Annotated in this window: 19 protein-coding genes; 10 read left to right on the plus strand and 9 right to left on the minus strand. The window is 67.7% G+C overall.

Annotated features, from left to right (window positions below; genetic code table 11):
• Positions 1 to 152 precede the first annotated feature (152 nt).
• From AC1RJ5_RS11885 to AC1RJ5_RS11900, 4 genes are read left to right on the plus strand one after another with little or no spacing between them, the layout of a single operon-like run.
• The gene (locus tag AC1RJ5_RS11885) at positions 153 to 824 is read left to right on the plus strand and encodes a pyrimidine 5'-nucleotidase (RefSeq protein ID WP_342248903.1); all 672 of its coding nucleotides are present in this window, start codon (positions 153 to 155) and stop codon (positions 822 to 824) included.
• On the plus strand, positions 821 to 1,639 hold the full coding sequence (gene dapD, locus AC1RJ5_RS11890; protein ID WP_493113443.1) for a 2,3,4,5-tetrahydropyridine-2,6-dicarboxylate N-succinyltransferase: 819 nt from the start codon (positions 821 to 823) through the stop codon (positions 1,637 to 1,639). The genes AC1RJ5_RS11885 and dapD overlap by 4 nt, the downstream gene beginning before the upstream one ends.
• A gap of 57 nt (positions 1,640 to 1,696) precedes the next feature.
• The gene (locus AC1RJ5_RS11895; protein WP_493113445.1) at positions 1,697 to 2,461 is read left to right on the plus strand and encodes a tryptophan 2,3-dioxygenase; all 765 of its coding nucleotides are present in this window, start codon (positions 1,697 to 1,699) and stop codon (positions 2,459 to 2,461) included.
• Positions 2,458 to 3,564 (plus strand): aminotransferase class V-fold PLP-dependent enzyme, encoded by a 1,107-nt coding sequence (locus AC1RJ5_RS11900; RefSeq protein WP_493113447.1) that lies wholly within the window; start codon positions 2,458 to 2,460, stop codon positions 3,562 to 3,564. Before AC1RJ5_RS11895 ends, AC1RJ5_RS11900 begins: the two co-directional genes overlap by 4 nt.
• A 48-nt stretch (positions 3,565 to 3,612) precedes the next feature.
• Here AC1RJ5_RS11900 and AC1RJ5_RS11905 read toward each other — a convergent pair whose 3' ends face one another.
• Positions 3,613 to 3,903 carry a UrcA family protein gene (locus tag AC1RJ5_RS11905; RefSeq protein WP_342248906.1) on the minus strand — a complete coding sequence of 97 codons (291 nt, stop codon included), beginning with the start codon at positions 3,901 to 3,903 and terminating at the stop codon, positions 3,613 to 3,615.
• A 163-nt stretch (positions 3,904 to 4,066) separates the two neighbouring features.
• On the opposite strand from AC1RJ5_RS11905, the gene AC1RJ5_RS11910 reads away from it, so the two are divergent.
• A complete protein-coding gene (locus AC1RJ5_RS11910) occupies positions 4,067 to 5,635 on the plus strand; it encodes a winged helix-turn-helix domain-containing protein (protein WP_493113449.1) in 1,569 nt (522 codons plus the stop codon).
• Here the strand turns inward: AC1RJ5_RS11910 and AC1RJ5_RS11915 are convergent.
• A complete protein-coding gene (locus tag AC1RJ5_RS11915; RefSeq protein ID WP_493113451.1) occupies positions 5,632 to 6,063 on the minus strand; it encodes a CoA-binding protein in 432 nt (143 codons plus the stop codon). The two genes, AC1RJ5_RS11910 and AC1RJ5_RS11915, sit on opposite strands and share 4 nt — an antisense overlap.
• Before the next feature lie 10 nt (positions 6,064 to 6,073).
• The gene (locus tag AC1RJ5_RS11920) at positions 6,074 to 7,030 is read right to left on the minus strand and encodes a P-loop NTPase (RefSeq protein WP_269573703.1); all 957 of its coding nucleotides are present in this window, start codon (positions 7,028 to 7,030) and stop codon (positions 6,074 to 6,076) included.
• 70 nt (positions 7,031 to 7,100) lie between these two features.
• Between AC1RJ5_RS11920 and hflK the strand changes: the two genes are divergently transcribed.
• The 4 genes from hflK (at position 7,101) to AC1RJ5_RS11940 (ending at position 12,406) form a co-directional block, all read left to right on the plus strand.
• A complete protein-coding gene (gene hflK, locus AC1RJ5_RS11925; RefSeq protein ID WP_269573702.1) occupies positions 7,101 to 8,228 on the plus strand; it encodes a protease modulator HflK in 1,128 nt (375 codons plus the stop codon).
• A gap of 59 nt (positions 8,229 to 8,287) precedes the next feature.
• On the plus strand, positions 8,288 to 9,076 hold the full coding sequence (gene hflC / locus AC1RJ5_RS11930; RefSeq protein WP_269576552.1) for a protease modulator HflC: 789 nt from the start codon (positions 8,288 to 8,290) through the stop codon (positions 9,074 to 9,076).
• 94 nt (positions 9,077 to 9,170) lie between these two features.
• Positions 9,171 to 10,667: a Do family serine endopeptidase gene (locus AC1RJ5_RS11935; RefSeq protein ID WP_269573701.1), complete on the plus strand. Its 1,497-nt coding sequence runs from the start codon at positions 9,171 to 9,173 to the stop codon at positions 10,665 to 10,667.
• A 71-nt stretch (positions 10,668 to 10,738) separates the two neighbouring features.
• The gene (locus AC1RJ5_RS11940; RefSeq protein WP_493113454.1) at positions 10,739 to 12,406 is read left to right on the plus strand and encodes a helicase HerA-like domain-containing protein; all 1,668 of its coding nucleotides are present in this window, start codon (positions 10,739 to 10,741) and stop codon (positions 12,404 to 12,406) included.
• 35 nt (positions 12,407 to 12,441) lie between these two features.
• Here AC1RJ5_RS11940 and AC1RJ5_RS11945 read toward each other — a convergent pair whose 3' ends face one another.
• The 3 genes from AC1RJ5_RS11945 to AC1RJ5_RS11955 are packed head-to-tail and all read right to left on the minus strand — an operon-like array spanning position 12,442 to position 14,299.
• On the minus strand, positions 12,442 to 13,509 hold the full coding sequence (locus AC1RJ5_RS11945; RefSeq protein WP_342248908.1) for an AI-2E family transporter: 1,068 nt from the start codon (positions 13,507 to 13,509) through the stop codon (positions 12,442 to 12,444).
• A 32-nt stretch (positions 13,510 to 13,541) separates the two neighbouring features.
• On the minus strand, positions 13,542 to 13,970 hold the full coding sequence (locus tag AC1RJ5_RS11950) for an SRPBCC family protein (protein WP_493113457.1): 429 nt from the start codon (positions 13,968 to 13,970) through the stop codon (positions 13,542 to 13,544).
• A complete protein-coding gene (locus AC1RJ5_RS11955) occupies positions 13,967 to 14,299 on the minus strand; it encodes an ArsR/SmtB family transcription factor (RefSeq protein WP_269573698.1) in 333 nt (110 codons plus the stop codon). The genes AC1RJ5_RS11950 and AC1RJ5_RS11955 overlap by 4 nt, the downstream gene beginning before the upstream one ends.
• Positions 14,300 to 14,386: 87 nt before the next feature.
• On the opposite strand from AC1RJ5_RS11955, the gene AC1RJ5_RS11960 reads away from it, so the two are divergent.
• The gene (locus AC1RJ5_RS11960; protein WP_493113460.1) at positions 14,387 to 16,420 is read left to right on the plus strand and encodes an OPT family oligopeptide transporter; all 2,034 of its coding nucleotides are present in this window, start codon (positions 14,387 to 14,389) and stop codon (positions 16,418 to 16,420) included.
• A gap of 212 nt (positions 16,421 to 16,632) precedes the next feature.
• Here the strand turns inward: AC1RJ5_RS11960 and AC1RJ5_RS11965 are convergent, their stop codons facing one another.
• The 3 genes from AC1RJ5_RS11965 to queF form a co-directional block, all read right to left on the minus strand.
• Positions 16,633 to 17,919, minus strand: a complete 1,287-nt coding sequence (locus tag AC1RJ5_RS11965) for a glycoside hydrolase family 130 protein (RefSeq protein WP_269573696.1) — start codon at positions 17,917 to 17,919, stop codon at positions 16,633 to 16,635.
• 39 nt (positions 17,920 to 17,958) lie between these two features.
• Positions 17,959 to 20,220: a glycosyltransferase family 4 protein gene (locus AC1RJ5_RS11970; RefSeq protein ID WP_493113462.1), complete on the minus strand. Its 2,262-nt coding sequence runs from the start codon at positions 20,218 to 20,220 to the stop codon at positions 17,959 to 17,961.
• Between the two features lie 144 nt (positions 20,221 to 20,364).
• Positions 20,365 to 20,811: a preQ(1) synthase gene (queF, locus tag AC1RJ5_RS11975; protein ID WP_269573695.1), complete on the minus strand. Its 447-nt coding sequence runs from the start codon at positions 20,809 to 20,811 to the stop codon at positions 20,365 to 20,367.
• Positions 20,812 to 20,821: the final 10 nt, after the last annotated feature.

Raw genomic sequence — 20,821 nt, forward strand, 5'->3', positions numbered from 1 at the left:
ATCCCGCCCCACAAGCGTCATCCAGGCGAAAGCCGGGATCTCAGGCGAAGGCGGGGGAGGCACCGCACGCGCTCCCGGCTTTCGCCGGGATGACGCTATGAATAAGAAACACTTGCTTGATAGCCGCGCCCGCTGGGCCTAACCGCGCGGCCATGACCCCTGCCCTGTCGCACGTCCGCAACTGGATCTTCGATCTGGACAACACGCTCTACCCGGCGAGCGCGAACCTGTTCGCGCTGATCGATGCGCGGATCGGGCAATATGTCCAGAACCTGCTCGGTCTCGATCCGGTCGCCGCGCACAAGGTGCAGAAGGGCTATTTCCATGCGCACGGCACGACGCTGGCCGGACTGATGTCCGAGCATGGCACCGATCCGCATCACTATCTGGCGGACGTCCACGATGTCGACATGAGCGTGCTCGAAGTGAACGCGGCGCTGGTCGAGGGGCTCGCGCGGCTGCCGGGGCGCAAGCTGGTCTTCACCAATGGCGACGCGCCCTATGCGATGAAGGTGCTCGACCGGCTGGGCATGGGCGAGACCTTCGAGGCGATCCACGACGTGCACGCCACCCAATATCGCCCCAAGCCCGATCCGCTCGCCTATCAGGGGCTGTGCGAGGCCTATGACCTCGATCCCCGTGCCAGCCTGTTCGTCGAGGACATGGCGCGCAACCTCGCGCCGGCCAAGGCGATCGGCATGACCACGGTGTGGATCGACAATGGCTCCGAACAGGCGCCGGGCGACGCCGATCTTAGCTTCATCGACTATACCACCAACGACCTCGGAGCCTGGCTCCACAGCATCCTGGAGACTTCCGAATGACCGACCTGCAGACCATTATCGACGCCGCCTGGGAAGACCGCGCCAACCTCGGCTTCGGCACTGAGGGCGCCGTGCGCGAGGCCGTGGCCGAGGCGCTGAACCTGCTCGATCGCGGCGCAGCCCGTGTCGCCGAGCCCGTCGAGGGTGGCTGGCAGGTCAACCAGTGGCTCAAGAAGGCGGTGCTGCTGTCCTTCCGCCTCAATGACAATGTCGTGGTCCAGGGCCCGGGCGGCGCCAACTGGTTCGACAAGGTGCCCTCCAAGTTCGCCAACTGGGGTGAGGAAGCCTTCCGCCAGGCCGGCTTCCGCGCGGTGCCCGGCAGCGTCGTCCGCCACGGCGCGCATGTCGCCAGGGGCGCGGTGCTGATGCCGAGCTTCGTCAATATCGGCGCCTATGTCGGCGAAGGCACGATGGTCGACACTTGGGCGACCGTCGGCAGCTGCGCGCAGATCGGCCGGAACGTCCACCTCTCGGGCGGCGTCGGCATCGGCGGCGTGCTCGAGCCGCTTCAAGCCGATCCGGTCATCATCGGCGACGGCGCGTTCATCGGCGCGCGCGCCGAAGTGGCCGAGGGCGTGCGCGTGGGCGAAGGCGCGGTGCTCTCGATGGGCGTCTATCTCGGCGCCTCGACCAAGATCATCGACCGCGCCACCGGCGAAGTGCATCGCGGCCATGTGCCGCCCTATTCGGTGGTGGTGCCGGGCACGATCCCGGGCGAGGCCAGCAAGCCGGGGCTCTACTGCGCGGTGATCGTCAAGACGGTGGACGCGCAGACCCGCTCCAAGACCGGGATCAACGAACTGCTGCGCGACTGATTTAGTATCCAGCGTTACCGCTTTCATCCGGGCGGCGAGATGGCGTAGGGACGGGTCATGACCGAAAGCATGACCTATGGACGCTATCTCGCGCTCGACGAACTGCTCGCCGCCCAGCACCCGCTGTCGGATCGGCACGACGAGCTGCTGTTCATCATCATCCACCAGACCAAGGAGCTGTGGCTGAAGCAGGCGATCGCCGAGATTCGCCTGGCGCTCGACCTGGTCCGCGCCGACAAGCCGGTGGAGGCGTACAAGAGCCTCGCCCGGGTCAGCCGCATCCAGGCGGTGATGACGCTGAGCTGGGAAGTGCTGACCACGATGACGCCGAGCGACTATACCCGCTTCCGCGACGTGCTCGGCGCCAGCTCCGGCTTCCAGTCCGACCAGTTCCGCGCGGTAGAGACCTTGCTCGGCGTGCGCGGTGGCGGGGTGCCGGGGCCGCTCACCACCGAATTCTCCGCCCTGCCCAGCCTGTGGGACGAAGCCAATGCCGCGCTCGTCCGCGCCGGCTTCGACCTGCCCGCCGAGGTGCTGGCGCGCGACTGGGCCCAGCCCTATGAACCCAGTCAGGCGGTCGAGGATGCATGGGCGCAGGTCTATCGCGAGACGGACAAATATTGGGAACTGTACCAGCTCGCCGAGAAGCTGGTCGATATCGACGACGCGCTGGCGACGTGGCGGCACAAGCACGTCCTCACCGTCAGCCGGGTGATCGGGATGAAGCCGGGGACCGGCGGCACGCCTGGCGTACCCTATCTCGCCTCGACGCTGTCGAAGCGCGCCTTCCCGGAACTGTGGACACTCAGGACGCAGCTTTGAGCTACAAGCACCTCTTCCAGCGCGCCCTGGCTGCGGCGCCCGAGCGGCTGCACTTCGCGGCGCATTCGCACCATCTCTGGCCCGATGCCTCCTATCTCGGCCAGCTCGCCGCCTGGGAAGACGGGGTACGTCTTGCCGATCGAAAATGGGAGCGGGTGATGGGCGAGATCTGGCCCGCCGCCCAGCAGCACGTCGCCGCCGAGCTCAAGCTGCCTGATCCGAGCAGCATCGTCTTCGCGCCGAACACCCACGAGCTGCTGCTGCGCATCGCCTCGGCCCGCCCCGGGCCGTTGCGCATCCTTGCCAGCGACGGCGAGTTCCACAGCTTCCGCCGACAGTCGATGCGCTGGGAAGAAGCCGGCAGCGCGACCGTGGAGCGGGTGCCGCTCGAGGCGATCGTCGAGCTGGCGAAGGCCGGCGACCACGACCTGATCTTCGTCAGCCAGGTGCAGTTCGGCACCGGCCATGTGTTCGACCGGATCGCCGAGCTTGCCGCGCTGGCGGCGCCGGGCGGCCCCTGGGTGGTGATCGACGGCTATCACGCTTTCATGGCGATGGAGGTCGACCTGTCGGCCGTGGCGGACAAGGTCTTCTACCTCGCCGGCGGCTACAAATACGCGATGGCCGGGGAAGGCTGCGCCTTTCTCCACGCCCCGCCGGGTTTCGGCATGCGACCGGAGATCACCGGCTGGTATGCCGAATTCGAGGACCTGGCGCTGCCGCCTGGCAGCATCGGCTATGCGCCCGATGCACGCCGCTTCCTGGGCGCTACCTTCGATCCTTCGGGCATCTACCGCTTCGTCGGGGTGCGCGACATGCTGCGACAGGAAGAACTGACCACCGCGAAGATCGCGGCGCATGTCGACACCTTGCGCGCGCAACTGCTGGCCGAGCTACCGATCGAGGCCGAGCTGCTCAACCGGGGCAGCCCCGCGCGCTTCCTCGCGCTACGCTCGCCCGATGCCCAGCGCTGGAAGGCCGAACTGGAAGCGGAGGATGTCATCACCGACGTGCGGGGCGACGTGTTGCGCATCGGCCTGGGCCTGTACCAGGACGGCCGCGATGTGACGCGGTTGATCGAGGCGCTTTCCTGGCTCCGCTGACAAAGCGACCGGGCACGCAATGCGCGTCGCGCCCGGCCGTGAGGGAGGTCATCGACGGGCGACCTGGGTGGCGCCCCAGCGCGCAGTGAGCTGGCGGGCGACGTCGCGCTGGACGCCGTCACGGCAGCGCTTGATCGCCACCGCCTCATCGGCGCCCGCACTCGCATAGGAACCGCAGACCTGCTCGGTTGCGACGGCGAGGCGACGATTGAGCTCGATGCGGCCCGCCTCGCTCTTCAGATCGAGATCGGCATGGCGGATGGCGACGCTGCGGTCCCCGGCCAGGGCCGGCGTAGCGAACAGCGTGGCGGCGGCGAGGGCGGCGATGAACTTGCACATGGGATGGCTCCTTTCCGTGGAATGCCGGCGTCGTTGCCGGATACCTCCTGATCGCCGGAAAGCCCGCCGGGCGAGAGGATGAGGAGCCGATGAAGAGCTGATGAAATGCCGATGATTCGCCGATAGGGTGGATTTCGACACTTGTTGCGGGGATGGGGGAAAGGTGGAGAGCCGCATCGACCTTGCGCATGAACCGGTATTCCGCCTCGGGCCGATCGAGGTGCGTCCCGCCCTGCGCCAGCTTGCGCGGGAGGATGGCAGCGAGGAAGTGCTCGAACCGCGGGTGATGCAGGTGTTGGTCGCGCTCGCCCGGGCGAACGGGGCGATCGTCAGCCGCGACGACCTGACCCGCAGCTGCTGGGAAGGCCGGGTGGTGGGCGAGGACGCGATCAATCGCGTCGTCTCGCGCCTGCGCCGCGCCGCCGAGGGGATCGGCCAAGGCGGCTTCCGGATCGAGACGATCACCAAGGTCGGCTACCGGCTGCTGCGCGAGGGCGAGGGCGGCACGCCCGCACCGGCGCCCGACAGCCCGCTCGCCCAGGCCCGCGCCGAGGCCGATCGCCTCCGCCTCGATCGCCGCGCGATGCTCGCAGGAGCCGGACTTGCAGTGCTCACCACGACTGGCGCGATCGGCTGGTATCGCTGGTCGCAGCCCCACAAGACTGTGCCAGATGATGTGAAGCCGCTGCTCGATCAAGCGATGGCCTCGATACGCCAGGGCACGCCGGAAGGGCTCAGCCAGGCAACCGGCCTGTTCCGGCGTCTGACCGAGCTGCACCCCGACCAGCCCGATACCTGGGGAGCACTCGCGATCGCCTATGCGATCGGTGCGGGTGGCGGCAGCCCCCGGAACGAAGCGGCGATGCGCATGCGTGCCGAGCAGGCCGCTGCCCGCGCGCTGCAGCTCAATCCGGCCAATCCCTATGCGCGCCTTTCACGGGCGATGCTCGATGCCGCAACCGACAGCTGGCTGCGGGACGAGCGGCTTTGTCGCTCGATCCTCACCACTCGCCCCGACATCGAATTCGCCTGGGGCATGCTCAGCGGCGTGCTGCTCTCGGTCGGGCGCTGCCGCGAGGCGGCCGACACATTCGTCCAGTTCTGGGGAAAAGGGCTCCCCGATCCTTCGCGCGCCTATACCCGTGCCGTGGCGCTTTGGGCCGCCGATCGGCTCGACGAGGCGGACAAGGCGATGGAGGAAGCGATGGCGCTGTTCCCCACCCATTTCGCGGTGTGGTTCACGCGCTTCTACCTGCTGCTCTATACCGGCCGCGCCGCCGATGCGCTGGCGATGTCGCGCCGGGCCGACCAGCGGCCCACCGGTATCCCGGCCGACAATTTCGCGATGATCGAGGACGTCGCCCAGGCGATGATCACCCGCGCGCCCGCCGCCATCGACCGGGCGATGGCGAGCAACCTGGCGGCGGCGCACAAGGGTGCGGGCTTTGCCGAAAACACGATGCAGTTCGCCGCCGCGCTGGGCCGGGTCGATACCGCATTCGAAGTGGCCGAGGGCTATTATTTCGGCCGGGGCTTCGAGGTCGGAGAGCTGCGCTTCCAGCCCGAGCAGCGCGTCTGGACCCGGCGGGCCAACCGCCGCACGCGGCTGCTGTTCATGCCCTCCACCGCGGCAATGCGCAGCGACCCGCGCTTCGGCAAGCTGGTCGAGGAGATCGGGCTGGAGCGCTATTGGCGCGAGACAGGATCCGTGCCCGACTACCGCAAGACCTAGTCCTGCTCGATCGGCGCGACGCCGAGCCGCGGGATCTCGATCGCCGGGCAGCGGTCCATCACAACCTTGAGCCCGGCCGCCTCGGCACGGGCGGCCGCTTCCTCGTTGATCACGCCGAGCTGCATCCACACCGCCTTGGCGCCCGCGGCGATCGCTTCGTCCACCGCCTCGCCGGCGGCCTGGGGACGGCGGAAGATATCGACCAGGTCGACCGGCTCGATCTGCGACAGGTCGCGGAACACGAACTCGCCGTGCACATGCTCGCCGGTGATCTGCGGGTTGACCGGGAACACCCGGTAGCCATGCCGCTGGAGGAAGGCCATCACGCCGTAGCTGGGACGATCGGGCCGGTCGGACGCGCCGACCATCGCGATGGTGCGCACGCTTTCGAGCAGCACCTTGATGTCCTCGTCGCGTGTCAGCGGCATGCCTCTATCCTTATCCTTTCAGCCAGTCGTCCACCTGCCCGGCCAGTCCTGCAAACAATTCGGCCTGCGTACCGTTCCCGGCAGCCGGCGGCTCGCCCGCGTCGGATGCCGTGCGGATCGCCATTTCCAGCGGTATCCGGCCGAGGAAGGGGATGCCCAATTTTGCCGAAATATCCTGGGCGCCGCCGGTGCCGAAGGGATTCGAAACGCCCTCGCAGTGCGGGCAGACATAGCCCGACATGTTCTCGATCAGGCCGATAATCGGCACCCCGGCCTTGTTGAACAGGTCGATCGCCCGCGTCGCGTCGATCAGCGCGAGATCCTGCGGGGTCGAGACGATCACCGCGCCGGCCGGCTTGTGCTTCTGGATCATCGTCAGCTGCACATCGCCCGTCCCCGGCGGCAGATCGAGCACGAGCAGATCGGTCTCGCCCCAATCGGCATCGACCATCTGGCCGAGCGCACCACCCGCCATCGGGCCGCGCCAGGCGATCGCCTGCCCCTCGGCAACCAGCCCGCCCATCGACAGCATCGGCACGCCGAACCGGGTCTGGACCGGCAGCAACACTTTATCACGCGCCTGCGGCTTCACCCCTTCGACGCCGAGCAGGCGCGGCTGCGAGGGGCCATAGATATCGGCATCGACCAGCCCGACCCTGCGCCCGCGGCGCTGGAGCGCGATCGCCAGGTTGGCGGCCACGGTGGACTTGCCCACCCCGCCCTTGCCGCTCGCCACCGCGATCAGGCGCCGGGTGCGCCGCTCGCTGGTCATCAGCACGCGCACTTCCTCCACCCCGGGGAGCGCGCCGGCGGTGCGGCGGATATCGGCTTCCAGCTCCTCGCGGCTGGCCTCGGCCAGGCCGGTCACGTCGAGGACGATGCTGGCGCGGCCGCCTTCGAGGCGGCCGGTGGCGCGGCCGGCGGTGATCGGGGCGAGCGCGGCGTTCAGGGCTTCGGTATCGGTCATCGCGTGGCAGATAGGCGCACAATCGCCGCGCGCCACTGTAAATCCGCGCGCGCCTGCTTATAAAGGTCGAATGGCAAACCTCTTTGGCTGGCTCAACAAGGCCGGCAACTTGCAGAACGAGGCTCCGAAGAGCCCCTGGGGCTCTGGCAGCGGCGGCGGAAATGGCGGCGGCGGCTCGGGCGATGGCAAAGGTGGCTCCGGCGGATCGGGCGGCTCGGGTCCCCGCAATCCCTGGTCCTTCCCGCCCGAGGGGCGGCGTCCCCGCTCCGGCGGCGGTGGCGGCGGAAATGGCGGCGGCAACGGCCCGTTCGAGGACCTGCTGCGCCGCATGGGCGGCGGCGGCCTGCCGGTGCCCCCGGGCGGCGCCAAGCTCTGGCTGCTCGTCGTCGGCGGCCTGTTGCTGGCCTGGATGGCCTTTACCAGCTTCCACGCGATCGGCCCGCGCGAGCGCGGCGTGGTCACCACGCTCGGCCGCTATAGCGGCACGCTCGGCTCGGGCCTGCAGTTCACCCTGCCCGCACCCTTCCAGATCGTCGAGACCGTCGATGTCGGCAGCGTGCGGACGCTGAAATTCCCCGAGAGCGGCGCCAACCTGATGCTGACCGGCGACCAGAACATCGTCGATCTCGCCTATTCGGTGAACTGGTACATCTCCGACGCCGCCGACTATTCCTTCCAGATCAAGGACCCGACCGAGACGGTGAAGGACACCGCCGAAAGCGCAATGCGCGCGGTGATCGCGACCACGACGCTCAACGAGGCGATCGGCGAGGGCCAGGGCCGCATCTCGACCGATGTCCAGGCCGCGATGCAGAAGATCCTCGACGAATATCATTCGGGCATCCGCATCCAGAGCGTCGCGCTGACCAAGGCCGCCGCGCCCGAGCAGGTCGACGACGCCTTCAAGGCGGTGCAGGCCGCGCAGCAGGGCGCACAGGGCGCCCGCAACAATGCCAATGGCTATGCCCAGCAGGTGATCGCTGTGGCGCAGGGCGAGGCCGCCGAGTTCGACAAGATCTACGAGCAATACAAGACCGCTCCCGAAGTCACCCGCCGCCGCCTCTATTACGAGACGATGGAGCAGGTGCTCGCGCGCACCAACAAGACGATCGTCGAGGCGCCCGGCGTCACCCCCTATCTGCCATTGCCGGGGATCCGCCCCGATGCGGGCAAGGCCCAGCAAGGAGAGCAGAAGTGAGCTGGCTGCGTAGCCCCATCGGCATCGCGGTTTCCGCGATCCTCCTGCTCATCGTCGTGATGAGCACCGTCGCGATCGTGCCCGAGACCAAGCAGGCGGTGATCCTGCGACTCGAAAAGCCCTATCGCACGGTCAATCAGTGGCGCGCGGGCGAGCAGTTCGGCCGCACCAATGCCGGCCCGATCCTGCGCATCCCGTTCTTCGACCGGATCGTCTGGGTCGACAAGCGGGTGCTCTCGGTCGACCTGCCCAACGAGCCGGTGCTCTCGACCGACCAGCTCCGCCTGCAGATCGATGCCTATGCGCGCTTCCGCGTGACCGATCCGCTCAAGATGGTCGTCACCATCGGCACCGAGGACCGCGCGCGCGACCAGCTCCAGCCGCTGTTCCGCTCGGCACTGCGCAACGAGCTCGGCAAGCGCCCCTCGGCGATCCTGCTCAGCCCCGAGCGCGGCCAGGTGATGGACAATATCCAGAACTCGCTGCAGCAGCTCGCCGCGCAATATGGCGTGTCGATCGTCGACGTGCGGATCAAGCAGACCGAGCTGCCATCGGGCTCGCCGCTCGACAGCGCGCTCGAGCGGATGCGCACCGCGCGCAACCAGGAAGCCAAGACGATCGAGGCCCAGGGCATGAAGGATGCGCAGATCATCCGCGCCAATGCCGATGCCCAGGCGGCGCAGATCTATGCCCAGGCATTCAACAAGGATGCGGACTTCTACAATTTCTGGCGCGCGATGCGGTCCTACCGGACGACGTTCCTGAACAACGATCCGGCAAAGGGCGAAACGTCGATCATCCTGAGCCCGCAGAACAGCTATCTGAAGGAATTCATGCAGCAACGATGACGCTGTCTATCCGTTCATATTCAATCGCCGTTCAGCATTTCGGCGCAAAAATCCGTTTCGAACGCTTTTCCTTCGTCTGAGAGGACTCACTCACGTGCGTTATGCCTACGCCCTGACCACCGCCATCCTGCTGAGCGGCGCCGCCGCCACGATGACGCTCAACCAGCCCGCGGGCGCCCAGACCGCGCAGAACGAGCCGGGCGCCATCCAGGCGTCCGCGCCCCGCGCCGGCGCGCCGATGAGCTTCGCCGACATGGTCGCCAAGCTGCAGCCGGCGGTCGTCAACATCTCGACTACCCAGCGCGTCACCACCAACGCCAATCCGCTCGCCGGCACGCCGTTCGAGGCATTTGGCGGCGGCAACCAGCCGGTGACCCGCCAGGCCCAGTCGCTCGGCTCGGGCTTCATCATCTCGGCCGACGGCTATGTCGTCACCAACAACCATGTGATCGCGGCCGGCGCGCAGGGCGCCACGGTCGAATCGATCACCGTCACCCTGCCCGACAAGCGCGAGTTCAAGGCCAAGGTGATCGGCAGCGACGTCCAGTCCGACCTCGCCGTGCTCAAGATCGAGGGCGCCAACCTGCCCTTCGTGAAGTTCGGCGATTCGGCCAGCGCCCGCGTCGGCGACTGGGTCGTCGCAATCGGCAATCCCTTCGGCCTGGGCGGCTCGGTGACTGCCGGCATCGTCTCGGCACTGCACCGCGTCACCGGGTCGGGCGGCGCCTATGACCGCTTCATCCAGACCGATGCCTCGATCAATCGCGGCAATTCGGGCGGCCCGATGTTCGACCTGAACGGCAATGTGATCGGCATCAACTCGCAGATCCTGTCGCCGACCGGCGGCAATGTCGGCATCGGCTTCGCGATCCCCGCGGAAGAAGCCAAGCCGGTGATCGACACGCTGATGAAGGGCCAGAAGATCGCCCGCGGCTATCTCGGCATCCAGATGCAGGACCTGACCGACGACATCGCCGACGGCCTGGGCGTGCCCAAGGGCCGCGGCACCGTGGTCGCGCGCACCGAGCCGGGCCAGCCGGCGGACAAGGCAGGGCTCAAGCAGGGCGACGTGATCGTCAAGGTCGACGGCAAGGACGTCACCCCGGACCAGACTTTGTCCTATCTCGTGGCGAACGTGAAGCCGGGCACCAGCATCCCGCTCGAGCTCTACCGCGACGGCAAGCCGATGAAGCTGACCATCACCGTCGGCACCCGCCCGCCCGAGGAGCAGCTCGCCCAGTTCGATCCGAACGACGAGAACTCGCAGGCGCCGGGCGCCGATTCGGACACGATGGCGGCCGCCTCGCTCGGCGTGCAGGTCACGCCGCTTACCCCGCAGATCGCGCAGAGCGTCGGCGTCAATCCGAGCACGACCGGCGTGGTCGTGGTCCAGGTGAACCAGGCCAGCGACGCAGCCGGCAAGGGCCTGCAGCGCGGCGACGTGATCACCACGGTGAACCGCGTGGCCGTGGCCAATGCAGGGGACGTCGCCAAGCAGGTTGCCGCCGCCAAGGCCGCGGGCAAGACCAACGTCCTGCTCTGGGTCCAGCGCCGCGCACTCGGCCGCTTCGTCTCGGTCGGCATCAACTAAAACCACGCCCAATCGGGCTGACGGATGCCCGTTTCTCCTCTATTCCGATCTCCCAACCAAGGAGATCGGACATGGCGGGAGAGACGGGCATCTTCATTGGCGCAGGTGCCGGCGGCGCAAATCCCCAGAGCCTGGTGCTCAAGCGCGCCAACCGCCACGGGCTGATCGCCGGCGCCACCGGCACCGGCAAGACGGTGACCATCCAGGGGATCATCGAGGGCCTGTCGAACGCCGGCGTTCCCTGCTTCGTCGCCGATGTGAAGGGCGACCTTTCCGGCCTGGCCATGGCCGGCTCCCCCACTGCCAAGACGCACGAGATCTTCAAGGCGCGCGCCGCCGAGATCGGCCTGGCCGACTGGGCCTATGCCGACACCCCGGTGCAGTTCTGGGATCTCTATGGCGAGCAGGGCCATCCGATCCGCACCACCATCTCCGAGATGGGGCCGTTGCTGCTTTCGCGGCTGATGGACCTCAACGAAGTGCAGGAAGGCGTGCTCACCATCGCCTTTACCGTCGCGGACAAGGACGGGCTGCTGCTGCTCGACCTGGACGACCTGCAGTCGATGCTCGCCCACTGCGCCGAGCGCGCGGACGAGCTGACCGCGACCTATGGCAATGTCTCCAAGCAGTCGGTCGGCGCGATCCAGCGCGCGCTGCTCCAGCTGCGCAGCCAGGGGGGCGCGAACTTCTTCGGCGAGCCGGCGCTGTCGATGGAGGATTTCCTCGGGCTCGACGACAAGGGCCGCGGCGTGGTCAACATCCTGGCCGCCGACAAGCTGATGGCGAGCCCCAAGCTCTACGCCACCTTCCTGCTCTGGCTGCTCTCCGCGCTGTTCGAATCGCTTCCGGAAGTCGGCGATCCGGACAAGCCCAAGCTCGCCTTCTTCTTCGACGAGGCGCATCTGCTGTTCGACGACGCGCCCAAGGCGCTGCTCGACAAGATCGAGCAAGTCGTCCGGCTGATCCGCTCCAAGGGCGTCGGCGTCTATTTCATCACCCAGAACCCGATCGACGTGCCCGACACGATCGCCGGCCAGCTCGGCAACCGGGTACAGCATGCGCTGCGCGCCTTCACTCCGCGCGACCAGCAGGCAGTGAAGGCGGCGGCGACCACCTTCCGCGCCAATCCCGATGTCGATGTCGAAAAGGCGATCACCGAGCTGAAGGTCGGCGAGGCCCTGGTCTCGGTGCTGCAGGACGATGGCTCGCCGAGCCCGGTGCAACGCACGCTGATCCGGCCGCCGGCATCGCGCGTCGGGCCGGTCACCCCGGTGGAGCGGGGCGTGCTGGTGCAGACCGATGCGATCGGGACGAAGTACGATCAGCTGGTCGATCGCGAATCGGCGGAGGAGCTGCTTGCCGCCAAGTCGGCCGAGGCGTCCGCCGCCGCGGCCGAGGCCAAGGCGCAGGACGAAGCCGAGAAGGCCGCGGCGGCCAAGGCCAAGGAAGATGCGCGGCTCGCCAAGGAAGCCGAGCGCCAGCGACTGGCCCAGCAGCGTGACGCCGATCGCCAGGCCCGGCTCGACGCCCAGGCCCAGAAGGCAGCGGAGCGCGAGGCGGCGAACAATCCATGGAACCGGGCGATCACCTCGGCGACGCGCTCGGCCTCCTCGGCGGCGGGCCGCGCGGTGGCGAACGAAGTCTCCAAGGCGGTGTTCGGCAAGAAGAGCGGCGCGGGGGCGAGCATCCTCGGCGGGCTGGTCCGCGGGGTGCTGGGGGGATTGTTCAAGGGACGGTAGGCGCCTCGCTCCCCTTTGCTTTCGCCGGGGAGCAGTCAGGTTTCGGATAGATTCGCTGCCGCCGGCGCCAGGAACTCCCGCCACAGCATCACCAGCACCGCCATCACCGCCGGGCCGATGAACAGGCCGAGCAGGCCGAGCGTCTCGACGCCGCCGAGGATGCCGATCAGCACCCAGAGGAAGGGCAGCTGGGTCGCCCCGCCGATCATCGCCGGGCGGAGGAAATGGTCGGCGATGAAGATGATGACGAGCCCGATCGCGACCACGACGATCGCGCCGACCACCGATCCCTGGAGCAGCAGCAGTATCGCGGCGAGCACGAACAACAAGGGCGCGCCGAACGGGATCATCGCGGCGATGGCGGTGGCACCGCCGAGCAGCAGCGGGTGCGGCACGCCGGCGACCAGGTAGACGATCGCCATCAGCGCGCCGACGCCGAGGCCGACCAGCACCAGCCCGTCGATCGTGCCGCGCACCGACCGGATCGCCTGCGTCCCTACCCGCTCGCCGGCCGGACCGAACAGCCGCGACACGGCGATGCGCCCCTGCGCGATCAACGCGTCGCGGTCGCGCAGCACGAAGAACAGGGTGAGCAGGGTGAAGCCGAACACCACCGCGCGGTGCGCGACATTGGCGCCGATCGCCCGGGAGTGGGTGAGCCACTCGCTGCCGCTCAGCAGGCGCAGCTGCTCGGCAGCATCCTCGGGCCGGGCGAGATGGGTCAGCCACCAGTCGCGAACGGCCTGGCTGCCGACCGGCAGGCGGGCGACCCAGTCGGGCACCGGCACGCCCTGCGCCTGCGCCTCGGCGATCAGCCGGGTGATGTCATGCGCCTCGCGCAGCGCCTGGCCGATGCCGAAGCCGAGCGGGATCAGCACCACCAGCGCCGCGAGCAGGGTGATGATCAGCGGGATGACGATGCGGTGCGAGCCGTGCAGCATCGCGCGCAGCTTGAGATGCAGCGGATCGACCGCGATCGTCAGCACCACCGCCCAGAGCAAAGCCGCGATGAAGCCATGCGCGACCCAGAGGCCAAGGAGCAGCAATGCGCCCACCAGCGCCAGGCGTGCGGCGCGCTGCGCCGTCTCGGTTCCCGTGTTCATTTCGCCAGCGTAGCGTCGCAACGCCCGATCGTTCAAGCGAGCGCGGCGGCAACCCCCTCCAGCCGATCGAGGAACTTGCCCCAGCCGAAGCGCGCGCCGCCATAGTTGCTGGCGTTGGTGAAGCCGCTCTGCTCCATCCGCAGGCGCGTGCCGCCCGCTACCGGCTCGAGCGTCAGCGTCACCACCGATTCGAAGCGCGGCATCGCTTCCTCGCCGCCGCCGGTATCCCAGCTATACGAGAGCTGGCGCCCCGGTTCGATCTCGCGCACTTCGCAGTCAATCCGCCCGCTCCAGCCCGGCGCACCGGGGCTCTGCAGCGTGAAGCGGTGGCCCTGCTCGGCAGCGAAGTCATTGGGCAGCAGCCATTCGGCGATCAGATGCGGCTGGGTGATCGCGCGCCACAGCTTCTCCGGCGGATGCGCAAAGTCCCGCTCCATCACCAGGGTGCGCGTCTCGGTCATTGATCCATTCTCCTGAGCAGGTCCTCGAGCCGATCGAAGCTGTCGGCCCACAGCGCCTCGTGCAGGCGCATCCAGTCGAGCAGCGGCGCGAGGCCGCGGGGATTGGCGCGGTAGTGCGTCTCGCGCCCCTGTGGCCGGTCGAGCACCAGCCCCGCGCCCTTCAGCACCGCGAGATGCTTGGACACCGCCGGCTGGGAGATTCCCGCCCCCTCGGTCAGCGCCCGCACCGTCAGCTCGGATCGCGCCAGCCGCTCGAACAGCGTCCGCCGGGTCGGGTCGCCCAGCGCGCGGAACAGCGCGTCGGCGGCGGAGTGGGCTATCGGCTCCATGCGCCAATCCATAACCATGTGGTTATTCAAATCAACCCGCCGCAAAAAATGCTGTCCTCGCCGAGCCTGCGGTGCCAGTTTCCCGCGATGACCGAACCATCCACTTCCGCTCGGCCGATGGCCGAGCTCACGCTCCGCGGCATCATCCTCGGCGCGCTGATCACCATCCTGTTCACCGCGGCGAACGTCTATGCCGGCCTCAAGGTCGGCCTGACCTTCGCTACCTCGATCCCGGCCGCGGTCGTCTCGATGGCGATCCTCAAGGCGTTCAAGAGCGGCACGATCCTCGAGAACAACATCGTCCAGACGATCGCGTCCGCCGCGGGCACCCTCGCCGCGATCGTGTTCGTGCTGCCGGGCCTGATCATGGTCGGCTGGTGGTCGGGCTTCCCCTATTGGACGACCGTCGCGGTGTGCATCACCGGCGGCGTGCTCGGCGTGATGTTCTCGGTGCCGCTGCGCCGCGCGCTCGTCACCGGAACCGACCTGCCCTATCCGGAAGGCGTCGCCGCCGCCGAAGTGCTCAAGGTCGGCTCGGGATCGGGCGCGGGCGACAAGGAGAATGCGGCGGGCCTGCGCACCCTGATCGTCGGCACGATCTTCTCGGGCGTGTTCGCGCTGCTCGGCAAGATGAAGCTGGTCGCCGAGGAAGCGGGCAAGAATTTCGCGGTCGGCGGCACCGCCACCGGCTGGTCGACCAGCTGGTCGATGCTGCTGATCGGCGTCGGCCATCTCGTCGGCATCTCGGTCGGCGCGGCGATGTTCTTCGGCATGCTGATCTCCTGGACGGTGCTGGTGCCCTATTTCGCCCATGGCGGCGACATCAGCGGCGGGATCGACGCGCTGGTCGGCTCGACCTTCCGCGGCCAGGTGCGCTTTATCGGCGCCGGCACGATCGGCGTCGCGGCGATCTGGTCGCTGCTCAAGATCATCGGGCCGATCATCGCAGGCCTGCGCTCCGCCCTTGCCGCCTCGCGCGCGCGCCAGGACGGCCAGGCGCTCGACATCACCGAGCGCGACATGCCGATCGGCGTGGTCGCCCTCATCACCCTCGCCACGCTTGTCCCGATCGCCTGGCTGCTGTGGACCTTCTCGGCCGGCGGGCCGGTGCACGATCATGCCTTTGCGGTGATCGGCGGATCGCTTGCCTATGTCCTGATCGTCGGCGTGCTGATCGCGGCGATCTGCGGCTACATGGCCGGCCTGATTGGTGCGTCGAACTCGCCGGTCTCGGGCGTCGGCATCCTTGCCGTGCTCGGCGCCTCGCTGCTGCTGGTGGCGGTGTTCGGGCATGAGGCCGATCCGTCGCGCACCAACGCGCTGATCGCCTATGCGCTGTTCACCACCGCGATCATCTTCTCGATCGCGACCATCTCGAACGACAATCTCCAGGACCTCAAGACCGGCCAGCTGGTCGGCGCGACGCCGTGGAAGCAGCAGCTCGCGCTGATCCTGGGCGTGGTGTTCGGCTCGCTCGCCATTCCGCTGGTGCTCGACCTGCTCAAGAACACGCTCGGCTTTGTCGGCATGCCCGGCGCCGGCCCCAATGCGCTGTCGGCGCCGCAGGCCGCGTTGATCTCGTCGATCGCCAAGGGTGTGCTCGGCGGCGACATCGACTGGAACCTGATCGGGCTCGGCGCGCTGATCGGCGTCGGCGTGATCATCGTCGACGAAGTGCTGGGCAAGACCGGCAAGATGCGCCTGCCGCCGCTCGCCGTCGGCATGGGCATCTATCTGCCGATGGGCCTGACCCTGCTGATCCCGGTCGGCGCGCTGATCGGCCATTTCTACGATCGCTGGGCCAAGCGCCAAGCCAACCCGGAATTCGCCGAGCGGATGGGCGTGCTGGCAGCGACCGGCCTGATCGTGGGCGAGTCGCTGTTCGGCGTGGCCTTTGCCGGCATCCTTGCCTGGGCCAACCGCAACTCGCCGATCCCGCCCAACGACGCACCGCTGGCGATCATGCCCGAGAGCTTCGAGAGCGTCGCGCTGTGGATCGCGCCGCTGCTGTTCTTCGGACTGATCGCGGTGTCGTACGCGATGACGCGCAAGCTGGTCAGCAAGACGCCGACGGGCTCGGGGCCGGAGACCCCGGCGGACGATATCGCCACCTATCGCTGAGGCATGAGCGCACCCGGCCCGGCCCCTATCCCGGGCCGGGTGCCCAATCGCAGAAGTACAGAAAAGCACTGGCCAGGAGTGGACTTAACCGTTCCCCGGCGAAGGCCGCGGCCCAGTCTCGGCCCATTATCGACGGCGCCGGAACCTCACGAACGACATTGGAACTGGGCCCCGGCCTTCGCCGGGGAACTTAGAGGTGCTCCGCTCCGGCCTCAGGCCATCTGGGCGAGCATCGAGGTGATCGGCACGAAGGCGAAGGCGACCGAGCTGTCCGCCACGCCGTACGGGATGAACAGCTTGTCGCCGTGCTTGATCGCGCCGCAGGTGTAGACGACGTTGGGCACATAGCCCTCGCGGTCCTGGTCCGCCGCCGCCAGCAACGGCTCGGCCGAGCGCGCCAGCACCTTGGACGGGTCGTTCTTGTCGAGCAAAGCCGCGCCGATCGAGTATTTGCGCATCGCGCCGACGCCGTGGGTGAGGATCAGCCAGCCCTCGTCGAGCTCGATGGGCGGCCCGCAATTGCCCATCTGGACCAGCTCCCAGGGGAATTTCGGCTTGATCAGCAGCTCGCCGCCTTCCCAGCTTGTGATGTCGTCCGAGGCATGGAGGAAGATGTTCTCGCCGTCCTGGCGCCCGAGCATCATGTAGCGGCCGTTCACCGTGCGCGGGAACAGCGCCATGCCCTTGTTCCGCGAGGCGCTGCCCGACATCGGCACGAGATCGAAGGTCCGCCAGTCGCGCGTGCGCAGCAGCTCGGACTGGATCACCGAACCGTTATAGGCGGTATAAGTGCCGATCCATTCTTCCTCGCCGTCGTCATGGCGGAAATGGGTGATGCGCAGATCCTCGAGCCCGTTCGACTGCGCCTTGGTGATCGGGAAGATCACCGTGCCCGACAGGGTCGAATCGCGGTGGCGATAGACGGTGACCGGTCCCTCGGGGATATGCGCCTCGTCCTCCTCGCGCGCGTCCGCCGCGGTGGCGAAGGGCGGCTCGGGCGCCAAGGCCAAGTCGTTGCCGTCGGTGATGATGCCTTCGCGGAAGGCGACCGAGGAGATATGCCCCTCCCCGACCGCGCGCAGGCTCATCAGGATGCGCAGGCTGCCCGGCGGCATGCCGGTCTGGTCATAATGCGGCACCGCGCTGGGGTTCATCAGCGCGGCGGCGGCATAGCTGTATTCATGGCAGAAATAGGCGCCGATCAGCTGGCGCTTCTCGTCGCCGATCTGGCTGCCGTCGAGCCCGAGCATCCCCTCGATCTCGTCATAGCGCGTCATGAACACGCGGCGCGTCTGCCAGTGGCGCGCCTCGAAATCCTTGAGCACGATCTCGAGCTGGCTGCGCGCCTCGCCCGGCGACATCGCCAGCACTTCGGTCACCAGCCGCTCGCTGCGGCTCGGGCCCGACCCGTTGGAGGTCCAGGCGATATGGAAAGGGCGGACCACAACACGCGAAGGATCGGCCTTCAGGCGCAGCGCATGATTGAAAATATCGAGCATCCGGCTCCCAGCCATTGTCCCCGCACCGGCGCGAAATCGTTACGCGACGGCGGCTCGCAACGGTGTTGCCATGTTTTCGGTCGCTTTTGAAAGAGCCGAAATCGCGCAATTCGCCAGCTGGAGTGCCAGAATCGACTCGGCGCCCTGATTCCGGTTCAAGCCGTGCGGCATCAGCCCGTCGAAACAGCCGCCATCCTGGGCGCTGGCGAGCGGCAACTCCAGATCATTGGCGCCGAGATACCAGCGATAGGCGCGCACCGCTTCCTCGACCCAGCGATTCTCGCCGGTAGCCTCATGGGCGGCGACACAGGCCTCCACCGTCGCCTGCGCCTCGAGCGGCTGCTGGTCGAACTGCATCGGCGCGGCATAGGCGCGGCCGAAGCTCTCGGTGCCGACGGCGCGGAAGCGTCCCTCGGGCGAGGTCTGCTGGGCGACGATCCATTCGAGCGTCTCCAGCCCGACGCTGGTGAACTCGCTGCGCCCCAGCGCCACGCCGGCGCGCAGCAGCGCCTCGGGCAGGCGGGCATTGTCATAGGCCAGGACGATCTCGAACCAGCTCCATTCCGGACGACGATTGCCGTCGAGCAGCTCGATCAGCTCCGCGCCGAAGCGAGTGAGGATCTCGCGGCTGCGGGCGTGGCCCGGATGCGCATCGAGCATCGCGGCGGCCCCCAGCATCGCAAAGGCGCGGGCGCGCGGGCTGCCCAGCTCGAGGGCGATGCCGGCCGTGGTATCGAACAGCGCCGAGGCCCAGTCGCGATGCTTCTGCGCTCTGGCATCGCGCGCGGTGACGCCAAGCGACCAGAGCGCGCGGCCGTTCGAATCCTCGGAGCCGACATCCTCGCACCAGGTGCGATCGAAGTTCATGAAGTTGCGGAAGCGCCGGAGATCCTCGTTCCAGGCATATTGGACGAAGGCGGCATAGACGCTGGTCCATTTGTCGCGCAGCGTCTCGTCGATATCGTCGATCTTCGACATCAGGATCAGCGCGCGGGCATTATCGTCGATGCAATAGCCATGGCGGCGATCGGGCACCGAATAGATCGAATGCTGGAGCATGCCGGTGGCGTCGCTCATCCGCTCCACCGCGGCGATATCGGGCTTGAGCGGACGCAGCTCCTGCTTCGCCCGGCCGACCCGGCGCGGGCGCGCGGCGACGATCCGGACCAGCGCATCCATCGCGGTTTCGGCAAGGCGCGGCCACAGCATCGTGCGGCCGCGGGCATAGGCGCGCTCGGCCAGCGCCATGCGCGCCGGCTTGTCGGCGAGCAGGCGGCTGATCTCGCGGGCGAAGGCGTCGCTGTCGCCGAAGCCGACCAGCACGCCGTGATCGTCGGCAAGGATTTCGGTAGCGTGGATATAGGGCGTGGAGACCACCGGCTTGCCGACCGCGACCGCATAGGAAAGCGTGCCCGAGGTGATCTGCGCGGGATTGGGATAGGGCGTCGCATAGACGTCCGCCGCCTGGAGATAATCGAGCAGTTCGTCCTGCTCGACGAACCCGTCGACAAAGGCGACATGGTCGGCCACGCCCAGCTCGGCGGTGAGCGCCTTCAACCGGTCGCGATAGGCTTCGCCTTCATGCGCGACGAGATTGGGATGGGTGGCGCCGAGGATCACATAGAGCGAATCGGGCCGCGCCCGGGCGATCGCCGGCATGGCGCCGATCATCGTCTCGATGCCCTTGCTCGGCGCGAGCAGGCCGAAGGTGAGGATCACTTCGCGGCCCTGCCAGCCGAAGCGCGGCTTGAACGCCTGCGGATCGGCGAACGGGCGATCGGGCACGCCGTGCGGGATCATCGCGACCTTGCGATCGTCAACGCCGTGGACGCGCTTGAGGATCTCGCGGCCCTTCTCGGCCATCACGATCACCTGCGAGGCGCGGCGCAGCAGCGCATTCATCACCCGGCGCTGATCGGCATTGGGGTTTTCGAGCACAGTGTGCAGCGTGGCGATCACCGGGATCGACAGGCGATCGAGCAGCGCGATCAGATATTCGCCAGCGGGGCCGCCATAGATGCCATATTCATGCTGGACCCAGAGCGCCTGGGCGCCCGAGGCCTCGATCACCCGGGCCGCGCCGAGATAGGCGGCACGGTCCTGCTCGGGGATCGAGGCGGTCACGGCATCGGGATAATCATATCGGCCCGGATGATCGTCCATCGCATAGACGTCGACCTTGAGGTCCGGGAAGCGCTGCCGGAGCGCGGCATAGGTATCGGTGGTGTAGGTCGCGAGTCCGCACTTGCGCGGGAGGAAGTTGCCGATCAGCGCGATGTGCTGGATATTCGGGGCTTTCATGCGCCGATCTTTCCTTTCGCTATCGCAAACTCAATTGCGTGTTGCCCCCACGCTCACCCTTCCAAACTCACTGTTTTCAATAAGGTTTCATCATGCTGCAACGCAGCACAATACGACTATCAAGTCGTCTTGTAAATCTGGCGTTCAGCCGCGGCCGCGATAGCCCGGAACGCCCTGATCGGGCACCCAGACACCTTCCGGCGGCGTGCCGGACTGCCAGAAAACATCGATCGGGATACCACCGCGGGGATACCAGTACCCGCCGATCCTGAGCCATTCCGGTTTCATCTCGTCGAACAGGCGCTGGCCGATGCCGACGGTGCAATCCTCATGGAAGGCGCCGTGGTTGCGGAACGATCCGAGGAACAGCTTGAGCGACTTGGATTCGACGATCGTGTCGCCGGGCACATAGTCGATCACCAGATGCGCGAAATCGGGCGCGCCGGTGATCGGGCAGAGCGAGGTGAACTCAGGTGCCGCGAAGCGGATGAGATAGCGGGTGCCCTTGCGCGGATTGGGCACATAATCGAGCTCGGCTTCTTCCGGCGTGGCGGGGAGAGTCGAGGTTTTTCCGAGATGCTTGGCGTCCATCCGGGCCATG

The organism is Sphingomonas sp. GW822-FHT03G08 (assembly GCF_058801135.1).